At 72.4% G+C, this 16561-nt stretch carries 14 protein-coding genes and 1 pseudogene; 7 read left to right on the top strand and 8 right to left on the bottom strand.

Annotated elements, in window-relative coordinates; all coding sequences use genetic code 11:
- Positions 1 to 44 precede the first annotated feature (44 nt).
- Both ACZ6EG_RS27585 and ACZ6EG_RS27580 read right to left on the bottom strand, forming a co-directional pair.
- Positions 45 to 869, bottom strand: coding sequence for an ABC transporter permease (locus tag ACZ6EG_RS27585; RefSeq protein WP_391971228.1), 825 nt, complete (start codon positions 867 to 869; stop codon positions 45 to 47).
- Entirely contained in the window at positions 866 to 1846 is a 981-nt protein-coding gene (locus ACZ6EG_RS27580) for an ATP-binding cassette domain-containing protein (RefSeq protein WP_469608441.1), read from the bottom strand. The genes ACZ6EG_RS27585 and ACZ6EG_RS27580 overlap by 4 nt, the downstream gene beginning before the upstream one ends.
- Positions 1847 to 1936: 90 nt before the next feature.
- Between ACZ6EG_RS27580 and ACZ6EG_RS27575 the strand changes: the two genes are divergently transcribed.
- A complete protein-coding gene (locus tag ACZ6EG_RS27575; protein ID WP_391971230.1) occupies positions 1937 to 2755 on the top strand; it encodes a TetR/AcrR family transcriptional regulator in 819 nt (272 codons plus the stop codon).
- Here ACZ6EG_RS27575 and ACZ6EG_RS27570 read toward each other — a convergent pair.
- On the bottom strand, positions 2729 to 3700 hold the full coding sequence (locus tag ACZ6EG_RS27570) for a WD40 repeat domain-containing protein (RefSeq protein WP_391971231.1): 972 nt from the start codon (positions 3698 to 3700) through the stop codon (positions 2729 to 2731). The genes ACZ6EG_RS27575 and ACZ6EG_RS27570 overlap by 27 nt on opposite strands.
- Before the next feature lie 100 nt (positions 3701 to 3800).
- Between ACZ6EG_RS27570 and ACZ6EG_RS27565 the strand changes: the two genes are divergently transcribed.
- Both ACZ6EG_RS27565 and ACZ6EG_RS27560 read left to right on the top strand, forming a co-directional pair.
- Positions 3801 to 4481, top strand: a complete 681-nt coding sequence (locus ACZ6EG_RS27565) for a GDSL-type esterase/lipase family protein (protein WP_469608435.1) — start codon at positions 3801 to 3803, stop codon at positions 4479 to 4481.
- An 84-nt stretch (positions 4482 to 4565) separates the two neighbouring features.
- Positions 4566 to 5558: an aldo/keto reductase gene (locus ACZ6EG_RS27560; protein WP_391971233.1), complete on the top strand. Its 993-nt coding sequence runs from the start codon at positions 4566 to 4568 to the stop codon at positions 5556 to 5558.
- Between the two features lie 132 nt (positions 5559 to 5690).
- Here the strand turns inward: ACZ6EG_RS27560 and thpR are convergent, their stop codons facing one another.
- A complete protein-coding gene (gene thpR, locus ACZ6EG_RS27555; RefSeq protein WP_391971234.1) occupies positions 5691 to 6263 on the bottom strand; it encodes an RNA 2',3'-cyclic phosphodiesterase in 573 nt (190 codons plus the stop codon).
- A gap of 92 nt (positions 6264 to 6355) precedes the next feature.
- Between thpR and ACZ6EG_RS27550 the strand changes: the two are divergent.
- Positions 6356 to 6664, top strand: a pseudogene (locus ACZ6EG_RS27550) (Uma2 family endonuclease); the annotation flags it as partial.
- Here the strand turns inward: ACZ6EG_RS27550 and ACZ6EG_RS27545 are convergent.
- A complete protein-coding gene (locus tag ACZ6EG_RS27545) occupies positions 6655 to 8016 on the bottom strand; it encodes an MFS transporter (protein WP_391971235.1) in 1362 nt (453 codons plus the stop codon). The pseudogene ACZ6EG_RS27550 and the gene ACZ6EG_RS27545 sit on opposite strands and share 10 nt — an antisense overlap.
- A 26-nt stretch (positions 8017 to 8042) precedes the next feature.
- Complete coding sequence (locus tag ACZ6EG_RS27540; protein ID WP_217139705.1) at positions 8043 to 8480, bottom strand: MarR family winged helix-turn-helix transcriptional regulator; 438 nt, start codon at positions 8478 to 8480, stop codon at positions 8043 to 8045.
- A gap of 156 nt (positions 8481 to 8636) precedes the next feature.
- Between ACZ6EG_RS27540 and ACZ6EG_RS27535 the strand changes: the two genes are divergently transcribed.
- Entirely contained in the window at positions 8637 to 8819 is a 183-nt protein-coding gene (locus ACZ6EG_RS27535) for a hypothetical protein (RefSeq protein ID WP_053142536.1), read from the top strand.
- A 10-nt stretch (positions 8820 to 8829) separates the two neighbouring features.
- Here the strand turns inward: ACZ6EG_RS27535 and ACZ6EG_RS27530 are convergent, their stop codons facing one another.
- The gene (locus ACZ6EG_RS27530) at positions 8830 to 10287 is read right to left on the bottom strand and encodes an NCS2 family permease (protein WP_391971236.1); all 1458 of its coding nucleotides are present in this window, start codon (positions 10285 to 10287) and stop codon (positions 8830 to 8832) included.
- 180 nt (positions 10288 to 10467) lie between these two features.
- Here ACZ6EG_RS27530 and ACZ6EG_RS27525 point away from each other — a divergent pair, with 180 nt between their 5' ends.
- Both ACZ6EG_RS27525 and ACZ6EG_RS27520 read left to right on the top strand, forming a co-directional pair.
- Entirely contained in the window at positions 10468 to 10722 is a 255-nt protein-coding gene (locus tag ACZ6EG_RS27525) for a DUF2530 domain-containing protein (protein ID WP_356608396.1), read from the top strand.
- A gap of 145 nt (positions 10723 to 10867) precedes the next feature.
- Positions 10868 to 13270 carry an HAD-IC family P-type ATPase gene (locus ACZ6EG_RS27520; RefSeq protein ID WP_391971237.1) on the top strand — a complete coding sequence of 801 codons (2403 nt, stop codon included), beginning with the start codon at positions 10868 to 10870 and terminating at the stop codon, positions 13268 to 13270.
- A 109-nt stretch (positions 13271 to 13379) separates the two neighbouring features.
- On the opposite strand, the gene ACZ6EG_RS27515 is transcribed toward ACZ6EG_RS27520, so the two are convergent.
- Positions 13380 to 16532 carry a sacsin N-terminal ATP-binding-like domain-containing protein gene (locus ACZ6EG_RS27515; protein ID WP_469608427.1) on the bottom strand — a complete coding sequence of 1051 codons (3153 nt, stop codon included), beginning with the start codon at positions 16530 to 16532 and terminating at the stop codon, positions 13380 to 13382.
- Positions 16533 to 16561: the final 29 nt, after the last annotated feature.

The following is a 16561-nucleotide window of genomic DNA, read 5'->3' as shown; positions in this document are numbered from 1 at the left end:
GACATCCGCCGGGCGCCCCTCCGCGTTCCCCGTTCCCCGGGCCCTTACCTGCTGAGGCGTTGGAACCGCCGTACCGCCAACGGCAGGAAGATCGCCGTCAGGACCACCGGCCACACGCACGCCATCAGCACCGCGTGCTGCTCGACCCACGAGTCGCCGCCGCCGACCGGTGTGCCGAACAGCTCGCGGGCGGCCGCCGCCGTGGAGGAGATCGGGTTCCAGGCGGCCACCCAACCCAGCCAGTCGGGCATGAGCTGCGGGGCGACGAAGATGCTGGAGATCATCGTCAGCGGGAACGCCACCGCGAACAGACCGCCGGCCGCCTCCGGGTTCGGGACCAGCAGGCCCAGCCACACCCCGATCCAGATCAGCGCGAACCGCAGCCACAGCAGCAGCGCGAACGCCGCCAGGAAGCCCCAGCCGCCGTCCGGCCGCCAGCCCATGGCCAGCGCCGTCAGCATCATGATCGCCAGCTCGGCGCAGGCGATCACGAGGTCGGTCACGCCGCGCCCCGCGACCACGGCGGAGGAGGACATCGGCATGGACCGGAACCGGTCGATGACGCCCTTGGTCGAGTCGTAGACGACGACGGTGGCGGTGTTGATGAAGCCGAACGCCATGGTCATCACGAACATGCCCGGCATCAGGAAGTCCTTGTAGTCCCCGCCGCCCGGCACGGTCATCGCACTGCCGAAGACATAGCCGTAGAGGAGGACGGACAGGATCGGGAAGCCCAGCTGCCAGGCGATGTTGACGGGCTGGCGCTGGTAGTGCGTCAGGCCGCGGCGCACGATGTTGCCGCAGTCGGCGAACAGCCAGTACAGCCGCCCGCGTTCGCGCGGGGCCGTCGTCGGGTCGAGGGCGCTCATGCCACCGCCTCCTTCTCGGTACGGGCGGCGCGGTCCGTGCGGTGCCCGGTCAGGCGCAGGAACACGTCGTCGAGGCTCGGCCTGCGCAGCCCGATGTCCTCCACGCCGACGCCCTCGTCCTGGAGGGTCCGCGCCACCTCGGTCAGCGCGGACACCCGGTCGGTGACCGGGGCGTGCACGCGCAGCGCCTCCTCGTCGGCCTCCGGTTCGCCCTCGCAGACCCGCGCGACGACCTTCACCACCCTCGGGATGTCGGCCCGCTCGGCCACCACGACCTCGACGCGGTCGCCGCCGATCAGGTTCTTCAGCCCGTCCGGGGTGTCGTCGGCGATGGCCCGGCCCTGGTCGATGACGGTGATGCGGGAGGCCAGCCTGTCGGCCTCCTCCAGGTACTGCGTGGTCAGCAGCACGGTGGTGCCGCTCGCCACCAGCGCCCGGACCGAGTCCCAGACCTCGCCGCGGCTGCGGGGGTCGAGGCCCGTCGTCGGTTCGTCCAGGAACAGGACGGAGGGGGCGAGGATCATCGAGGCGGCGAGGTCGAGACGGCGCCGCATGCCGCCGCTGTACTTGCCGACGCCCCGGTCGGCGGCGTCGGTCAGGTCGAACTGCTCCAGCAGCTCGACGGCGCGGGCCCGGGCCCGCCGGCCGCCCAGGTGGAACAGGCGCCCGAACATCTCCAGGTTCTGCCGGCCGGTGAGCACCTCGTCCACGGCCGCGTACTGCCCGGTGAGGCCGATCCGGGCCCGCACCTCGCGCGGCCGGCGGGTGACGTCCAGACCCGCCACCTCGGCCCGTCCGCCGTCCAGCCTGATCAGTGTGGACAGGATGCGCACGGCGGTGGTCTTCCCGGCGCCGTTCGGCCCCAGCAGGCCGTGCACGGTGCCCTCCCGGACGGCCAGGTCGAAGCCGTCGAGCGCACGCTTCTCGCCGTACCGCTTCTCCAGCCCCTCGGCCCGTACCGCGTGTCCGTCACCCATGGGTCCCCCTCTCGCTCACCAACTGAGTACACCGTACCCGAATGCGCGTACACCGTACCCAATTTATTTCCGCGGACCTAGACTGACCCCATGGCGAGCGGCACGGAGACCAGCGGCAGCGGCGACATCGGCCGCACCATCGAACTGTTGTGGGACACCGGCCGGCGGCCGAGCCGCGGGCCGAAGCCGGGGCTGACGCTGGAGCGGATCGTGGAAGCCGCCGTCGAGATCGCCGACCGGGAGGGGCTCGCCGCCGTCTCCATGCGCCGGATCGCCACCGACCTCGGCACCGGCACGATGTCCCTGTACCGCTACGTCCCCGGCAAGGCCGAACTGCTCGACCTGATGCTGGACCGCGTGCAGCGCACCTCCGAGGACCCCGGCGACTACGGCGACGGCGGCTGGCGTTCGACGCTGGAGGCGCTCGGCCGCTCCGCCCTCGCCCTCCACCGACGCCACACCTGGCTGCTGAACGTCAACCAGTCCCGTCCCGTGCTCGGCCCGAGCGCCCTGGACGGCATGGAGAAGGTGCTCACCCGGATCAAGCCGATGGGCCTGACCGACCCCGAACTCCTGTCGGTGATCATCATGCTCGACGGGTACGTCGTCGGGGCCGCCCGCACGCAGGTGTACCAGGAGGAGGCCGAGCGCAGTTCCGGGCTGACGGACGCCCAGTTCTGGGCCGCCCAGCAGCCGGTGCTGGAGAAGGTCATGACCAGCGGGCGCTACCCGGTGCTGGCCTCTCTCTCCGAGGACACCTTCGGCCCCGGCTTCGACCACTTCGAGTTCGGCCTCCAGCGCATCCTGGACGGGCTGGAGGTCCTGGTGGCCGCGCGCGCCACGGCGGCGGGCTCAGCGGCCCCCGGCCCAGCGGCACCCGGCTCAGCGGCGCCGGACCAGCCTGCGTAGCCCGAACAGGACCGCGCACGCGACGACCAGCCCGAGCGCCCCGACCTTCAGCGTGCCCGTGCCGGAGCCGTCGTCACCGGAGGCGGCCGACCCTCCCGAGGAGGAGGACGAGTCCCCGCCCCCGCCGCCCCCGGGCGCGTCCTGGGCCCGCACCGGGCTCCGGACCCCCTCCATGCCGAGCAGCAGCTTCTCGCCGTCGGCGGTGTAGGTGGCGGACTCACCCTGGCCGAGGGGCACGCTGATCCGCCCCTTGCGCTGGATCTTCCCGCCGTTCCAGTCGTACCAGAGGCCTCCGAGGTAGCCCCGCACCGCGAGCCGCTCGCCGTCCGGGGAGAAGGCGGCGTCGGTGGCCCACAGCTCTACGGGGGCCGCGCGCCGGAAGACGTTGGTGCCGGACGCGGAGAGCTTCGCCGGGCCCTCGTAGAGGTGCCCGCCGTCCTCGTTCTTGTCGATGATGTAGACCCGTCCGGTCTTCGGGTGCACGGCGAGCGACTCCGCGTCCCGGGCGCCGTCCGCGTACTTCACCACGTACTGCGTCGCCCTGACCGTCCGGTCCTTCAGCTCCGTGGGCTCGGGCAGCTCGTAGACCCACACGTACGGCCAGGTGCCGCCGAGGTTGTCGCCGATGTCCCCGACGAAGATCCTGTTGCCGGGCCCGATGGAGATCGCCTCGATGTCCCGCGGCGTGCCGACGCCGGAGAGCGCGACGCGGGCGACGGTCTTCCCCGTGCCGCCGTCCACCGCGTACAGGTAGGGCCCGTTGTCCTGGTCGTTGTGCGTCCAGTAGACGCCGGGGTGGAGGCGGGAGGCGGCGAGTCCGCTCGACTCGGTGATCCTCGGGTCCTCGATCGTGAACCCCTCGTCGCCGTCGTCGGCTGCGGAGGCGGGCACGGCGAACGCGCCCACGAGGAGGGCCGAGACGAGGAGGGCGAAGGGTCGGCGCATGCGCCAAGCCTGCCATCCCGCGCGGGTGTTCATGCCGGGGGTCACGCTGCGTGGTCGGGCTCACATCGCGTCGGCCGGGCCGATCGTCCATGATGAGCGGATGCTCAGGTTCATGTTCGTCGGAGACTCCATGACGATAGGGAGCGCCGGCGAGCACACGTGGCGCCACCGGCTGTGGCGACACCTGCGCGACACGTACGGCGGCCCCTTCACGTTCGTCGGCCCGCGCGAGGCGCTGCACGACCCGTCCACGGACGCGCCCACCTCGCAGGCCTACGCCGAGCCCGACTTCCCCCGCGCGCACCTGGCCGGCTGGGGCGAGGGCTGGCATCACATGACCCCGCTCATCGGCGGGACGGTACGGTCCTGCCGCGCGGACGTGCTCCTGGTCTCCCTGGGCCTCATCGACCTCGGCTTCTACACGAACGCGGAGCAGACCGCCGACAACGTCCGGAGCTTCGTGACGGACGCGCGCGCGGCGAACCCGCACCTCCGCGTCGCCGTGATGCCGGTGCTCCACAACATCCGCGCGGACACCGACGCGCCCTTCGCCGAGCAGGTCGCCCGCTTCAACGAACTCCTCGCGAAGACGCTGGCCGACCTCGACGAGGCGGACTCCCCGCTGCTGCTCGTCCCGCCGCCCGCGTCGTACGACTTCCACAAGGACACCTACGACGGCACCCACCCCAACGAGCGCGGCGAACACGGCATCGCGGGCGCCTTCGCGGACGCGATGCACGAGGCCTGGGGCCTGGGCGGTCCCTACCGCGCCGCCCCGTAGGCACTCCGCAGGACCGCCCGCGACCCGACCGGCGCACCGGACCCGCTTGCCTGGAGCGCACTCCAAGTCGTTGGCTTGGGGACCATGGAGTACACGCAGCTCGGACGCACGGGACTCAAGGTCAGCCGACTCGTCCTCGGCACCATGAACTTCGGTCCGCAGACCGACGAGGCCGACAGTCACGCCATCATGGACGCGGCGCTGGACGCCGGCATCAACTTCTTCGACACCGCCAACGTGTACGGCTGGGGCGAGAACAAGGGCCGTACCGAGGAGATCATCGGCAACTGGTTCGCCCAGGGCGGCGACCGGCGCGACCGGACCGTCCTCGCCACCAAGGTCTACGGCAACATGGGCGCCGACGGCGAAGCGTGGCCCAACCACGACAAGCTGTCCGCCGTGAACATCCGGCGGGCGGTCGACGCCAGCCTGAAGCGGCTGCGGACCGACCACATCGACCTGTACCAGTTCCACCACATCGACCGGGCCACCGGGTTCGACGAGATCTGGCAGGCCATCGACACGCTGGTCCAGCAGGGCAAGATCCTCTACGCGGGTTCGTCCAACTTCCCCGGCTACAAGATCGCCCAGGCCAACGAGGCCGCCGCCCGGCGCGGCGGCACCATCGGCCTGGTCAGCGAGCAGTGCCTGTACAACCTGGCCGAGCGCCGGGCCGAGATGGAGGTCATCCCGGCCGCGCGGGACTACGGGCTCGGTGTCATCCCGTGGTCGCCGCTGCACGGCGGGCTGCTCGGGGGCGTCATCCGCAAGGAGGTCCAGGGCGGGCGCCGTGCCTCCGGCCGGGCCGCCGACACCCTGGCCGACCCCGCGAAGCGGTCGCAGATCCAGGCCTACGAGGACCTGCTCGACAAGCACGGCGTCGAGCCCGGCGAGGCCGCGCTGGCCTGGTTGCTGACCCGGCCCGGCGTGACCGGCCCCATCGTCGGTCCGCGCACCGCGGAGCAGCTCGCGTCGGCGCTGCGGGCCGTGGAGCTGGAGCTGTCGGAGGAGCTGCTGACCGGGCTGGACGAGATCTTCCCGGGACCGGGGCCCACGCCGGAGGCCTTCGCCTGGTAGCGGTGCGCGCGGGGCGGCGGTCGCCGCACGGCCGCTCAGCCGAGGGCCGCCGCCACCGCCACTACGACGAGCATCAGCACGAGTACACCGGCCATGATCCGGTTACGGGTCTTCGGGTCCACGCCCCCGACCCTAACCGGAGGCGCCGAGCGGCCAGCGGCCGACCGCCTCGTAACGGGGCTGCTCGCCCGGTACGCCGGACCCGGGCAGGTTGCTGCGCACCAGGGCCAGCTCCGTCACGGTCCAGGCGGGTCCGGTGAAGCCGTCCAGGGCCTCGACGTACGGCCGCACCTCGAACGCCTCCCTGCTGCGGGCGACCGTCAGGTGGGGCGTGTAGCGCCGGTGCCCGCCCATCTCGACGCCTGCCTTCCGCCCCGCCGACTCCGCACGGTCCGCGAGCAGCCGCAGCGTGGCCACGTCACCCTCGGCTCCCGTCCACAGGGCCCGCCCGTGCCCGAACTGACCGCCGCCGCGCAGCGCCAGTGGGAAGGGGGCGGTGCGGTGCGCCGCCCGCTCCAGCCGGGCCGACAGGTCGGGTACGAGGTCGTCGTCGACCTCACCGTAGAAGGCGAGCGTGAAGTGCCAGCCGGGGCGGCCGGTCCAGCGCAGCCCGTCCGCGCCGGGCAGCTCCCGCAGCGCGGCCACCTCGGCGGCGAGCGCGGCGGTGACGTCCTCGGGGGGCAGTACGGCGGCGAACAGTCTCATGGGCCACAGTCTGCCCGGCATGACTCCGGCGCCGTGCATGTCGTTGTACCGAGCGACTGTTTCCGTCCAAGGAGGCAGGACAGCCGTGAAAACTGCCCGTCCCTGAGGGCTGCTACAAGTGCGAGATCGTCGGCGGCCACATCTTCCTCCGGCCGCAGTGGGACACCCACTGGGACATCACCATGGCCATCATCGAGCAGCTCCGCTCCCGGTACCCTCTCAGGCGCCTGCGGTCGGACGTGCGCATCGACCATCCGGGCCGGCTCAACGGGTTCGCCTCGGACGTGGTGGCCCTCGCCGACGGCACAGGCACCGTCCCGGGCGTCGAGTTCGTCGCCGAGGTCGTCTCCGAGGACACCGCCGCCAACGACTACGGACCCAGGAAGGACGCCTACGCCGCCGGCGCCAGTTCCTCCCGGCGCTCCCGCGGCACGAAGCGCACCTGCGGGTGACCGCGGTGCCAGCCGACCGACAGGCGCAGGTTGCCCACGCGGGCCAGGACCAGGCCGATCACGAGCGCGGCGAGGGCGGCCACGGCCCCTCCGGCGGCGAAGCCGACCCGGGCGCCGTAGGTGTCGGTGACCCAGCCGACGATCGGGGCGCCGACCGGGGAACCGCCCAGGAACACCATCATGTACAGGGCCATGACGCGGCCCCGCATGGCCGGGTCGGTGGACATCTGGATGCTGGTGTTGGCGGTGACGTTGACCGTCATGCTGAAGACGCCTATCGGGACCATCAGCAGCGCGAACAGCCACAGCTCCGGTGCCGTCGCCGCCGCGATCTCCAGGGCGCCGAAGCCCAGCGCCGCCGCGATCAGGATGCGCAGCCGGGCCGTGCCGCGCCGGGCGGCGAGCAGGGCGCCGGTCACCGAGCCGACGGCCATGAGGGTGTTGAAGAGGCTGTAGGCGCCGGCGCCCGCGTCGAAGACGTCGTCGGCGAAGGCGGACAGGAAGACCGGGAAGTTGAAGCCGAAGGTGCCGATGAAGCCGACCAGCACGATGGTCCAGATCAGCTCGGGGCGCCCGGCGACGTAGTGCAGCCCTTCGCGCAGCTGGCCCTTGCCGCGCGGGGCGCGCTGGACGGCGTGCAGTTCGCGGGCGCGCATCAGCAGCAGGCAGCTGAGCGGCGCGACGAAGGAGAGGCCGTTGGCGAGGAAGGCCCAGCCGGTGCCCACGCCGGTGATCATCAGGCCGGCGACGGCCGGGCCGACCAGCCGGGCGGACTGGAAGTTGGCCGAGTTCAGGCTCACCGCGTTCTGCAGCTGGTCCCGGCCGACCAGCTCGGAGACGAAGGACTGGCGGGCCGGGTTGTCCACGACGGTGGCCAGGCCCATCGCGAAGGCGGCGAGGTAGACGTGCCAGACCTGGACGTGGCCGGTCAGGGTGAGGACGGCGAGGAAGAGCGCGGTCAGGGCCATCGCGGACTGGGTGACCAGCAGCGTGGGGCGCTTGCGCAGGCGGTCGACGAGGACTCCGCCGTAGAGGCCGAAGAGCAGCATCGGCAGGAACTGGAGGGCCGTGGTGATGCCGACGGCCGCCGAGGAGCCGGTGAGGCTGAGGACCAGCCAGTCCTGGGCGATGCGCTGCATCCAGGTGCCGATGTTGGAGACGACCTGGCCCGCGAAGAACAGGCGGTAGTTCCTGACCTTCAGGGAGGCGAACATCGATGTCTTGCGGGGGGCGTCGGGGGTGGGCGTCTCGTCGTGGCCGTCAGGTGCGGGGGCGGAAGCTGCTCCGGGTCCCGTACTCAAAGGGTTCGCCTCCTCGTCTGCGCCGCTTACAGGTGGGCGAGCTTCTCCAGCACGGGGGCGGCGGCGCGCAGTTTCGCCCACTCGTCCTCGTCGAGGCCCTCGACCAGCGTGGCCAGGAACGCGTTCCGCTTGCGGCGGCTCTCCTCGAGCATGACCACGGCCTGCTCGGTCTGCGTCACGACCTTCTGGCGCCGGTCCTCCGGATGCGGCTCCAGCCGGACCAGTCCCTTGGCCTCCAGCAGCGCCACGATGCGGGTCATCGAGGGCGGCTGGACGTGTTCCTTGCGGGCGAGCTCGCCCGGGGTCGCACTGCCGCAGTTGGACAGGGTGCCGAGCACCGACATCTCGGTGGGGCTGAGCGACTCGTCGACCCGCTGGTGCTTGAGGCGACGGGACAGCCGCATCACGGCGGAGCGCAGGGAGTTCACGGCGGCGGCGTCGTCGCCATGCTTGAGGTCCGGCATGTTCCTTAGCGTAACTCATTAGTCTGGCGAAGTACCACCGCACAACCGCCCGCGTGCCCGTGACACCCGCCACTGAAACCGGCAGTTCACCCGTACGAGTGAGCCGTGTACGGAAATCGGAGCATCACCCGGCCGACGAGGGCGACCCTCGTCCGCATGGGGACCAGCGTGCTCAGCCTGCGGATGGACGGGGAGCTGCTCGACCGGCTCCGGGACCATGCGGCGAAAAGGGGAATGAGCGTCCAGGACTATGTCGTCCGGACGCTCATTCGGGATGACTTCGACGAGCGGTTCCAGTCCGCCGTGGAGGAGACGGAACGGTTCTACGGGGTCACCTGAACCCCACCGGTCAGGTGAGACCCAGGGCCGGCATCAGGTAGTAGAAGGCGAAGACCGCCGACACCGCGTACATGGTGACCGGCACCTCCCGGCCCCGTCCGGCCGCCAGGCGCAGCACCGAGAAGGTGATGAAGCCCATGCCGATGCCGTTGGTGATCGAGTAGCTGAACGGCATCATCAGCATCGTCACGAAGGCCGGGACGGCGATGGTGAAGTCGCTCCAGTCGATCTCCCTGATGGAGCCGGCCAGGATGAGGAAGCCGACCGCGACCAGTGCCGGGGTGGCCGCCTGGGACGGCACCATCGTGGCGACCGGCGTGAGGAACAGGGCGACGGCGAAGAGCGCGCCGCTGACGATGTTCGCGAAGCCGGTGCGCGCGCCCTCGCCGACGCCCGCCGTGGACTCCACGAAGCAGGTCGTCGCCGACGCGGAGCTGGCGCCGCCCGCGGCGACCGCGATGCCGTCGACGAACAGGACCTTGTTGATGCCCGGCATCTGGCCCTCGCCGTCGGTCAGCTTCGCCTCGTCGCCGACGGCCATGATCGTGCCCATCGCGTCGAAGAAGCACGAGAGCAGGACGGTGAAGACGAACAGCACGCCGGTCAGCACGCCGACCTTCTCGAAGCCGCCGAACAGGCTGACCTCACCGACCAGACCGAAGTCGGGGGTGGCGACGGGGTTGCCGGGCCACTCCGGGGTGGTCAGACCCCAGGAGGGGATGTCGGCGATCGCGTTGATGATCATCGCGACGACGGTCATCACCACGATGGAGATCAGGATCGCACCGGGCGTCCTGCGGACGATCAGGGCCAGGGTGAGCAGCACCCCGAGGGCGAAGACCAGCACCGGCCAGCCCAGCAGGTGACCGCCGGTGCCCAGCTGGAGCGGGACGGTGGTCTGGGCGGCGTCCGGCATCCGGGTCACGAACCCGGAGTCGACGAGCCCGATCAGCATGATGAACAGGCCGATACCGATGGCGATGGCCTTGCGCAGGCCGTAGGGCACGGCGTTCATCACGCGCTCGCGCAGGCCGGTGGCGACCAGCAGCATCACGACGAATCCGGCCAGCACCACCATGCCCATGGCGTCCGGCCAGGACATCCGCGGGGCGAGCTGGAGGGCGACCACGGAGTTCACGCCGAGGCCGGCGGCCAGGGCGATGGGCACGTTGCCGATGACACCCATCAGGAGCGTGGTGAACGCCGCCGTCAGCGCGGTCGCGGTGACCAGCTGACCGTTGTCGAGCTGGTGGCCGTACATGTCCTTCGCGCTGCCCAGGATGATCGGGTTCAGCACGATGATGTAGGCCATCGCGAAGAAGGTGGCCAGACCGCCGCGGATCTCGCGCGGCAGCGTGCTGCCGCGCTCGGAGATCCTGAAGTAGCGGTCGAGCGCGTTCTGCGGGGGCTGCCGGTCTTCGGGCGACCCGGGGGACGGGGGGACCTTGGCGGAGGCCGAGGTGGGCATGCGTGGACCTCATCACCAACAGGTTCCCCCACGGCCTTATTGGTGTTTCCTACGAATGAAAGTGGTCAGAGACAAACGAATTCAGTATGAAGGTATGAGGCACGGATCGCTATCTCCGCGCGTAGACCCCGGTGGCGCCGCGCCGTCACCCGTCCGGTGCCCTCCTCGTAAGCTGTACGCATGAAGAAGTGGACACCCACGCACGAGGCGCCGCCACCCCTGGAGGGCCCCGTCGTCCCGACCGTCGTCGGCGGCACCGTCCTCTGGTTCGTCCTCTTCCTCGTGCAGCTTCCCTTCTACGGCTGGTTCGACGAGCGCGGCCACGCCTGGTGGGTGTGGACCTGCCTGGCCGGAGCCGGGCTCGGACTGATCGGCATCTGGTACGTGCGCAAGCGCGACGCCGCGCTCCGGCGGGCCGAGCGGGACGCCGCCTGACCCGCACCCGGGCGGTCCGCGGTACGGGTCTCGTGGCGGCCTCGTAGTACTACGGCACCACTCGGCGGCGTGCCCCTCCTCCCCCGGTCGGATCTTCCGCGCATTCGGCGGGTGGCGCCCCAAAACGGCACGTACCGTCGAACGCATGACGCATCTCGACGCGGACGAGGGACTCGCCCCCGCGCACTCCGTCCACGCCCCCACACCGGCCACCGGGCTGACGGCGGCCGGTGTCGCCGAACGGGTCGCGCGCGGTCAGGTCAACGACGTGCCGGTGCGCAGCAGCCGCTCGCTGACCGACATCGTCCGCGCCAACGTCTTCACCCGCTTCAACGCCATCATCGGCGTGCTCTGGGTGATCATGCTGTTCGTGGCGCCGATCCAGGACAGCCTCTTCGGCTTCGTGATCCTCGCCAACACCGGCATCGGGATCATCCAGGAGTGGCGGGCGAAGAAGACCCTCGACTCCCTGGCCGTCATCGGCGAAGCACGGCCGACCGTGCGGCGGGACGGGGCGGCGGCCGAGATCGGCACCTCGGAGATCGTGCTCGACGACGTCATCGAGATCGGGCCCGGGGACAAGGTCGTCGTCGACGGGGTGTGCGTCGAGGCGGACGGGCTGGAGATCGACGAGTCGCTGCTGACCGGCGAGGCCGACCCGGTCGTCAAGCAGCCGGGGGACCAGGTCATGTCCGGCAGCTTCGTGGTCGCCGGCGGCGGCGCGTTCCAGGCGACGAAGGTCGGGCGGGAGGCGTACGCCGCGCAGCTCGCCGAGGAGGCCTCCCGTTTCACCCTGGTCCAGTCCGAACTGCGCTCCGGCATCTCCACCATCCTGAAGTACGTCACCTGGATGATGGTCCCGACCGCGACCGGCCTGATCCTCAGCCAGCTGCTCGCCAAGGACGACGCGCTGGACGACTCGATCGCGCGGACGGTCGGCGGCATCGTGCCCATGGTGCCGGAGGGCCTGGTCCTGCTCACCTCCGTCGCCTTCGCGATCGGCGTGATCCGGCTCGGCCGCAAGCAGTGCCTCGTCCAGGAACTGCCCGCCATCGAGGGCCTGGCCCGCGTCGACACCGTCTGCCTGGACAAGACCGGCACCCTCACCGAGGGCGGCATGGACGTCACCGAGCTGCGCACCCTCGACGGCGCCGACGAGCGGTACGTGCGCACGGTGCTCGGCGCCCTCGGCGCGTCCGACCCGCGCCCGAACGCGTCCCTTCAGGCGATCATCGACACCTACCCGGCCGCCGAACCCGCCGAGGAGTGGCGCTGCACGGAGTCGCTGCCGTTCTCCTCCGCCCGCAAGTACAGCGGCGCCACCTTCGGCGAGGGCGACAGAACCTCCGGCACCTGGCTGCTGGGTGCACCCGACGTGCTGCTCGCCGAGGACGCCCCGGCCCTCGCCGAGACGGTGCGGCTCAACGAGCGGGGGCTGCGGGTCCTGCTGCTCGCCCGCGCCGTCCGCGCGCTCGACGACCCCGAGGTGGCCGAGGGCGCCACGCCCGTCGCCCTGGTCGTCCTGGAGCAGCGGCTGCGTCCGGACGCCGCCGACACCCTGCGCTACTTCGCCGACCAGGACGTCCGCGCCAAGGTCATCTCCGGCGACAACGCGGTGTCGGTCGGGGCGGTCGCCGCCAAGCTGGGGCTGTCCGGCACCACCGTCGACGCGCGCCGGCTGCCCGCCGGACGGGAGGAGATGGCCGGGGCGCTCGACGAGGGCACGGTCTTCGGGCGGGTCACCCCGCAGCAGAAGCGGGACATGGTGGGCGCCCTCCAGTCACGCGGCCACACGGTCGCGATGACCGGCGACGGGGTCAACGACGTCCTGGCGCTGAAGGACGCCGACATCGGGGTGGCGATGGGCTCGGGCTCGGAGGCCACCCGGGCCGTCGCGCAGATCGTGCTGCTCAACAACAGCTTCGCCACGCTGCCGTCGGTGGTGGCCGAGGGCCGCCGGGTCATCGGCAACATCACCCGGGTCGCGACCCTGTTCCTGGTGAAGACCGTCTACTCGGTGCTGCTGGCGATCCTGGTGGTCTGCTCCCAGGTCGAGTACCCGTTCCTGCCCCGGCACCTCACCCTGCTCTCCACGCTGACCATCGGCGTCCCGGCCTTCTTCCTGGCGCTCGCCCCGAACAAGGAGCGGGCCAAGCCCCACTTCGTGCGGCGGGTGATGCGCTACGCCGTCCCGGGCGGGGTGGTGGCCGCCACGGCGACCTTCGTGACGTACCTCGTGGCCCGGCAGCACTACTCCGGGCCGGGGGCGCTGGACGCGGAGACCAGCGTGGCGACACTGACCCTGTTCCTGATCTCGATGTGGGTGCTGGCGATCATCGCCCGCCCCTACACCTGGTGGCGCGTGGTGCTGGTGGCGGCGATGGGCGCGGGCTTCCTGGTGGTGCTGGCGGTGCCGTGGCTCCAGGACTTCTTCGCGCTGAAGCTGGTGGGCGTGACGATGCCGTGGGCCGCCGTCGGCATCGCGGCGGTGGCGGCGGGCGTGCTGGAGCTGGCGTGGCGGTGGGTCGACCGGCGGCTTCCGATGTGAGGTCTTCCCGAAAAGCGTGAGCATCTCGCCCCTGGACGTCCTCGGTGCGCTCACAAGAGCGCACCGAGGACGTTTCCCCCTCGACCGTTCACCTGTTCTCGGAGCTACCTCAGTCGAACCAGCGGTCCCGGGCCAGTTCCTCCGTGCGCGACTCGTCCTCCAGCAGCGCCGCCACCTCGAACCGCCGCGGCCACTGCCCCGCCGCCCAGGCGAGCCCCGCGGCGACGCCCTCCAGGGTCGCCGCGTGCAGCGTGCCGTCGTCCGCCAGCCGCCAGTCGACCTCCACGCCGTCGACGACCAGCTCCTCGTGCTCCACGTACGACGCCGGGGTCCGCGCCCCCAGCAGCACCCGCACCGGCTCCGGCACGTCGTGCTCGACGCCCTCGGAGTGCACCCGGCCGGTGACCGACTCGCTCAGCCGCCGCACCTGGAACAGCTCCGCCAGCTCGGCGGCACGGGCCGGCCGCACGGGCAGCAGCGGCACACCCGACGTGAACGGCAGCAGGTCCGGCGAGTCGACCACCACGGCGTCGGCGGCGTCCACCACCTCCACGCGTCCGTCGACCACGGCCCGCACCTCGTCCGGGAGGGTCACCTGCTCCGGGTCCAGCTCGGCCAGCGCGCCGTACAGGGCGTGCAGTTGGGCGGCCGTGACCGGACGGTCCGGGTCGGCGAGGCGGTCCAGCAGCTCGGCCCCGCCACCGGGCTCGTCGAGGAGGGCGGCGACCGACGTGCGCACGCCCAGCGCCCGCAGCACCTGCTCGTCCTCGAAACCGGTGGCGTCGGTCTCGTCGTACAGGCCTCGCAGCAACGGGTCGCCGCCCGCCGCGCGCAGACCCGCCGGGCGCCGCCCGCCGAGCACCGGGTGCCCGCGCAGCCACCACGCGGTGTACGGCCGGACGACCTCGTGCGTGCCGTCGTGCAGGAGGACGCGCACGGGCTGCACGAGCGCGTCGCGCAGCGGCGGCCGCGACAGCAGGGCGAGGGCCTCGGGCCACCGGTCGTCGTCCACGAGGTCCAGGTCGCGCACGGCGACGATCTCGGTGGCGACCGGGGGCACGGGGGAATCCGGGAAGCGGTCGAGGACGTCCTCGCTCCACACGTCCACGGCGTCCAGCAGGCCCGCGTCGTCCGGCTCGGCGAAGTCGCCCTCGCGGGGCTCCAGTTCGTCGGGGTCGAGCACGACGTCGGTCGCCCGCACCAGGGCGAAGGTGTGGAGCACGCCGCAGGCCGCCAGGGGCTCCGGCCCCCACTTCCGTGCCAGCTCCGCGTCCACGGCGGCGAGTTCGTCCGCGCGCATGACCTCGGCGAACGGGCCGCCGGGGAAGACGAGTTCGCACGCCGGGGACAACTCGCCGTCCTCGTCGGGCAGGGCGAGCGCGCCGAGCCAGGGCTCGTCCCCGGGGTCGAGCCCGGCGTCGCGGACCAGGCCGAGGACCGTGTCGGCCAGTTCGTCGGCGTCGAGGGTGTCCTCCTCCCAGTTCGCGCCGCCCTCGTCCGCCAGGGACGCGGCGACGGCGGCCCGTACCTGCGGGGTGGTGAGCACGGCTCGCGGGGTGGCCGGGAGGGCGCCGAGCTTCTCCAGGAGCCCGTGGGCGGCGTCCGGGTGGACGACCTTCAGGCCGAGACGGGTGAGGACCTCGGGGTCGAGGGACGCGGCGTCCGCGGAGGGCAGGAGCACCTGCCGGGGTCCGATGGTCGTCCGGCTTCCGCCAGTGCCGAAAGCCTGGGAGGTGCCCCCGGCGAGCGGCACCGGCAACCCCGTCAGCCGGTCCGGGTCGACCCCGGCGAGGCTGTCGTAGAGCCGCCGCCACCAGCCAGGGTCCTTCTCCAGCCCGGCCAGCCGGTCGATCGCGTCGGTCAGCGGCACCCGGGCCACGCCCAGCGCGCGCAGTTCCGCGCGGCGCTCCAGGCCGGCGGGCAGCAGCGTCGGCAGCACCTCCGCGAGGACCCGCACGGTGTCGGCGCCCGCGCCCTCGACCACCTCGGCGTCGCGGGGCCGCAGGGACTCGGGCAGGTCGGGGTCGTCCTCGCGCGGCTCGACGGCGGGCGGCAGGAAGGAGGTGCGCGGCAGCCGCTGAAGGATCGCCTGCCGCAGCACGCCGTCCAGCTCGCCCTTGCCCAGCGGGCCGGGAACCAGGTCGATCAGGCCGGCGCCGACCGGCCGCCAGTCGTCGAGCAGCCCGGCGTAGGCGTCCGCCGCCCGCTCCGTCAGGAAGTCCGTCAGCGGGCCGCGCGCGGCGTGCCGGCGGGTGGAGTCCAGCGGGAAGGAGGCGATGAGCAGGGCCGGCACGCCCAGGGGCTCGTCGCTCGGGGTGGGGGCGTGCACGACGGGGCTGGTGCGGGGGCGTGCGGGAGCGCCGTCGGCGTCCACGGGCACCGCCCAGGTCACCGACCAGTGCGGACGCAGCCGCTCCTCGACCGGCCGGTCGGCGAGGAGGTCGGGGGTGAGCGGGCCGTGCGCGGCGGCGGTGCGCCAGCGGGTGGTGCCCTCCCGGGAGTCCTCGACGACGGTCAGCGGGCCCTCGGTGCGGCGGGAGAGCGTGCGCACGTCGTCCGCCACCTCGACGACGACCTCCTCGAGACCCGGCAGGGCGAGGAGCAGGGCGTCGTCCACGGCGTGCAGGAGCCGCTCAGCGAGGTCGGCGGCGGCCGTGTCGCGCAGCGGGAGGATGACGGCCGTGTCGTACGGGCCGGGGGCGCTGCCCTCGGCGGGGAACGGCAGCCGCAGCAGCGGGACGTGCCCGTCGCGCCGCCGGACCTCGTCGCCGAGGCCGGGGCTGTGCAGGGCGGTGTCGGCGGCCAGGCCGCGCGCCTCGGCCAGGGACCAGCGCACCCCGCCGTGCAGGCCCACGACGGCGGGCTCGTCGGTGACGGCCAGGACGGCGGCGAAGCCGACACCGAACCGGCCGACCGCGCTGTCCCCGGCGTCCCGTTTGGCGGAGGCGCGCAGGGTGGACAGCGACTCGACGCCGGTCGCGTCCAGCGGGGCGCCGGTGTTGGCGGCGACGAGGACGCCGTCGCGCAGGGTGAGCCGGAGCCGGCCGGGCACGCCGGCGCGGGCGGCGGCGTCGGCGGCGTTCTGCGCGAGTTCGACGACCAGCCGGTCGCGGTAGCCGCCGAGGACGAGATCCTCCTCCGCGTTGGCGTCCTCACGGAACCGGGCGGGGCTCGTCGCCCAGGCGTCCAGCACCCCGCGCCGCAGACGTGCCGTGCCGAACGGATCGGCGCCCTCGGAGGCAGGCTGCACGAACATGCTCACGGTGACTCTCCTCATCGACGGGCCACGAA

The organism is Streptomyces sp. NPDC041968 (genome assembly GCF_055589025.1).
The sequence above is the reverse complement of the archived record's forward strand: the minus strand, read 5'-3'. Positions and strand labels throughout refer to the sequence as shown.

Coding starts and splice junctions, on each gene's coding strand:
- ACZ6EG_RS27585 (WP_391971228.1), bottom strand. CDS start 869: ATGAGCGCCCTCGACCCGACGACGGCCCCGCGCGAACGCGGGCGGCTG.
- ACZ6EG_RS27580 (WP_469608441.1), bottom strand. CDS start 1,846: ATGGGTGACGGACACGCGGTACGGGCCGAGGGGCTGGAGAAGCGGTAC.
- ACZ6EG_RS27575 (WP_391971230.1), top strand. CDS start 1,937: ATGGCGAGCGGCACGGAGACCAGCGGCAGCGGCGACATCGGCCGCACC.
- ACZ6EG_RS27570 (WP_391971231.1), bottom strand. CDS start 3,700: ATGCGCCGACCCTTCGCCCTCCTCGTCTCGGCCCTCCTCGTGGGCGCG.
- ACZ6EG_RS27565 (WP_469608435.1), top strand. CDS start 3,801: ATGCTCAGGTTCATGTTCGTCGGAGACTCCATGACGATAGGGAGCGCC.
- ACZ6EG_RS27560 (WP_391971233.1), top strand. CDS start 4,566: ATGGAGTACACGCAGCTCGGACGCACGGGACTCAAGGTCAGCCGACTC.
- thpR (WP_391971234.1), bottom strand. CDS start 6,263: ATGAGACTGTTCGCCGCCGTACTGCCCCCCGAGGACGTCACCGCCGCG.
- ACZ6EG_RS27540 (WP_217139705.1), bottom strand. CDS start 8,480: ATGCCGGACCTCAAGCATGGCGACGACGCCGCCGCCGTGAACTCCCTG.
- ACZ6EG_RS27535 (WP_053142536.1), top strand. CDS start 8,637: ATGGGGACCAGCGTGCTCAGCCTGCGGATGGACGGGGAGCTGCTCGAC.
- ACZ6EG_RS27530 (WP_391971236.1), bottom strand. CDS start 10,287: ATGCCCACCTCGGCCTCCGCCAAGGTCCCCCCGTCCCCCGGGTCGCCC.
- ACZ6EG_RS27525 (WP_356608396.1), top strand. CDS start 10,468: ATGAAGAAGTGGACACCCACGCACGAGGCGCCGCCACCCCTGGAGGGC.
- ACZ6EG_RS27520 (WP_391971237.1), top strand. CDS start 10,868: ATGACGCATCTCGACGCGGACGAGGGACTCGCCCCCGCGCACTCCGTC.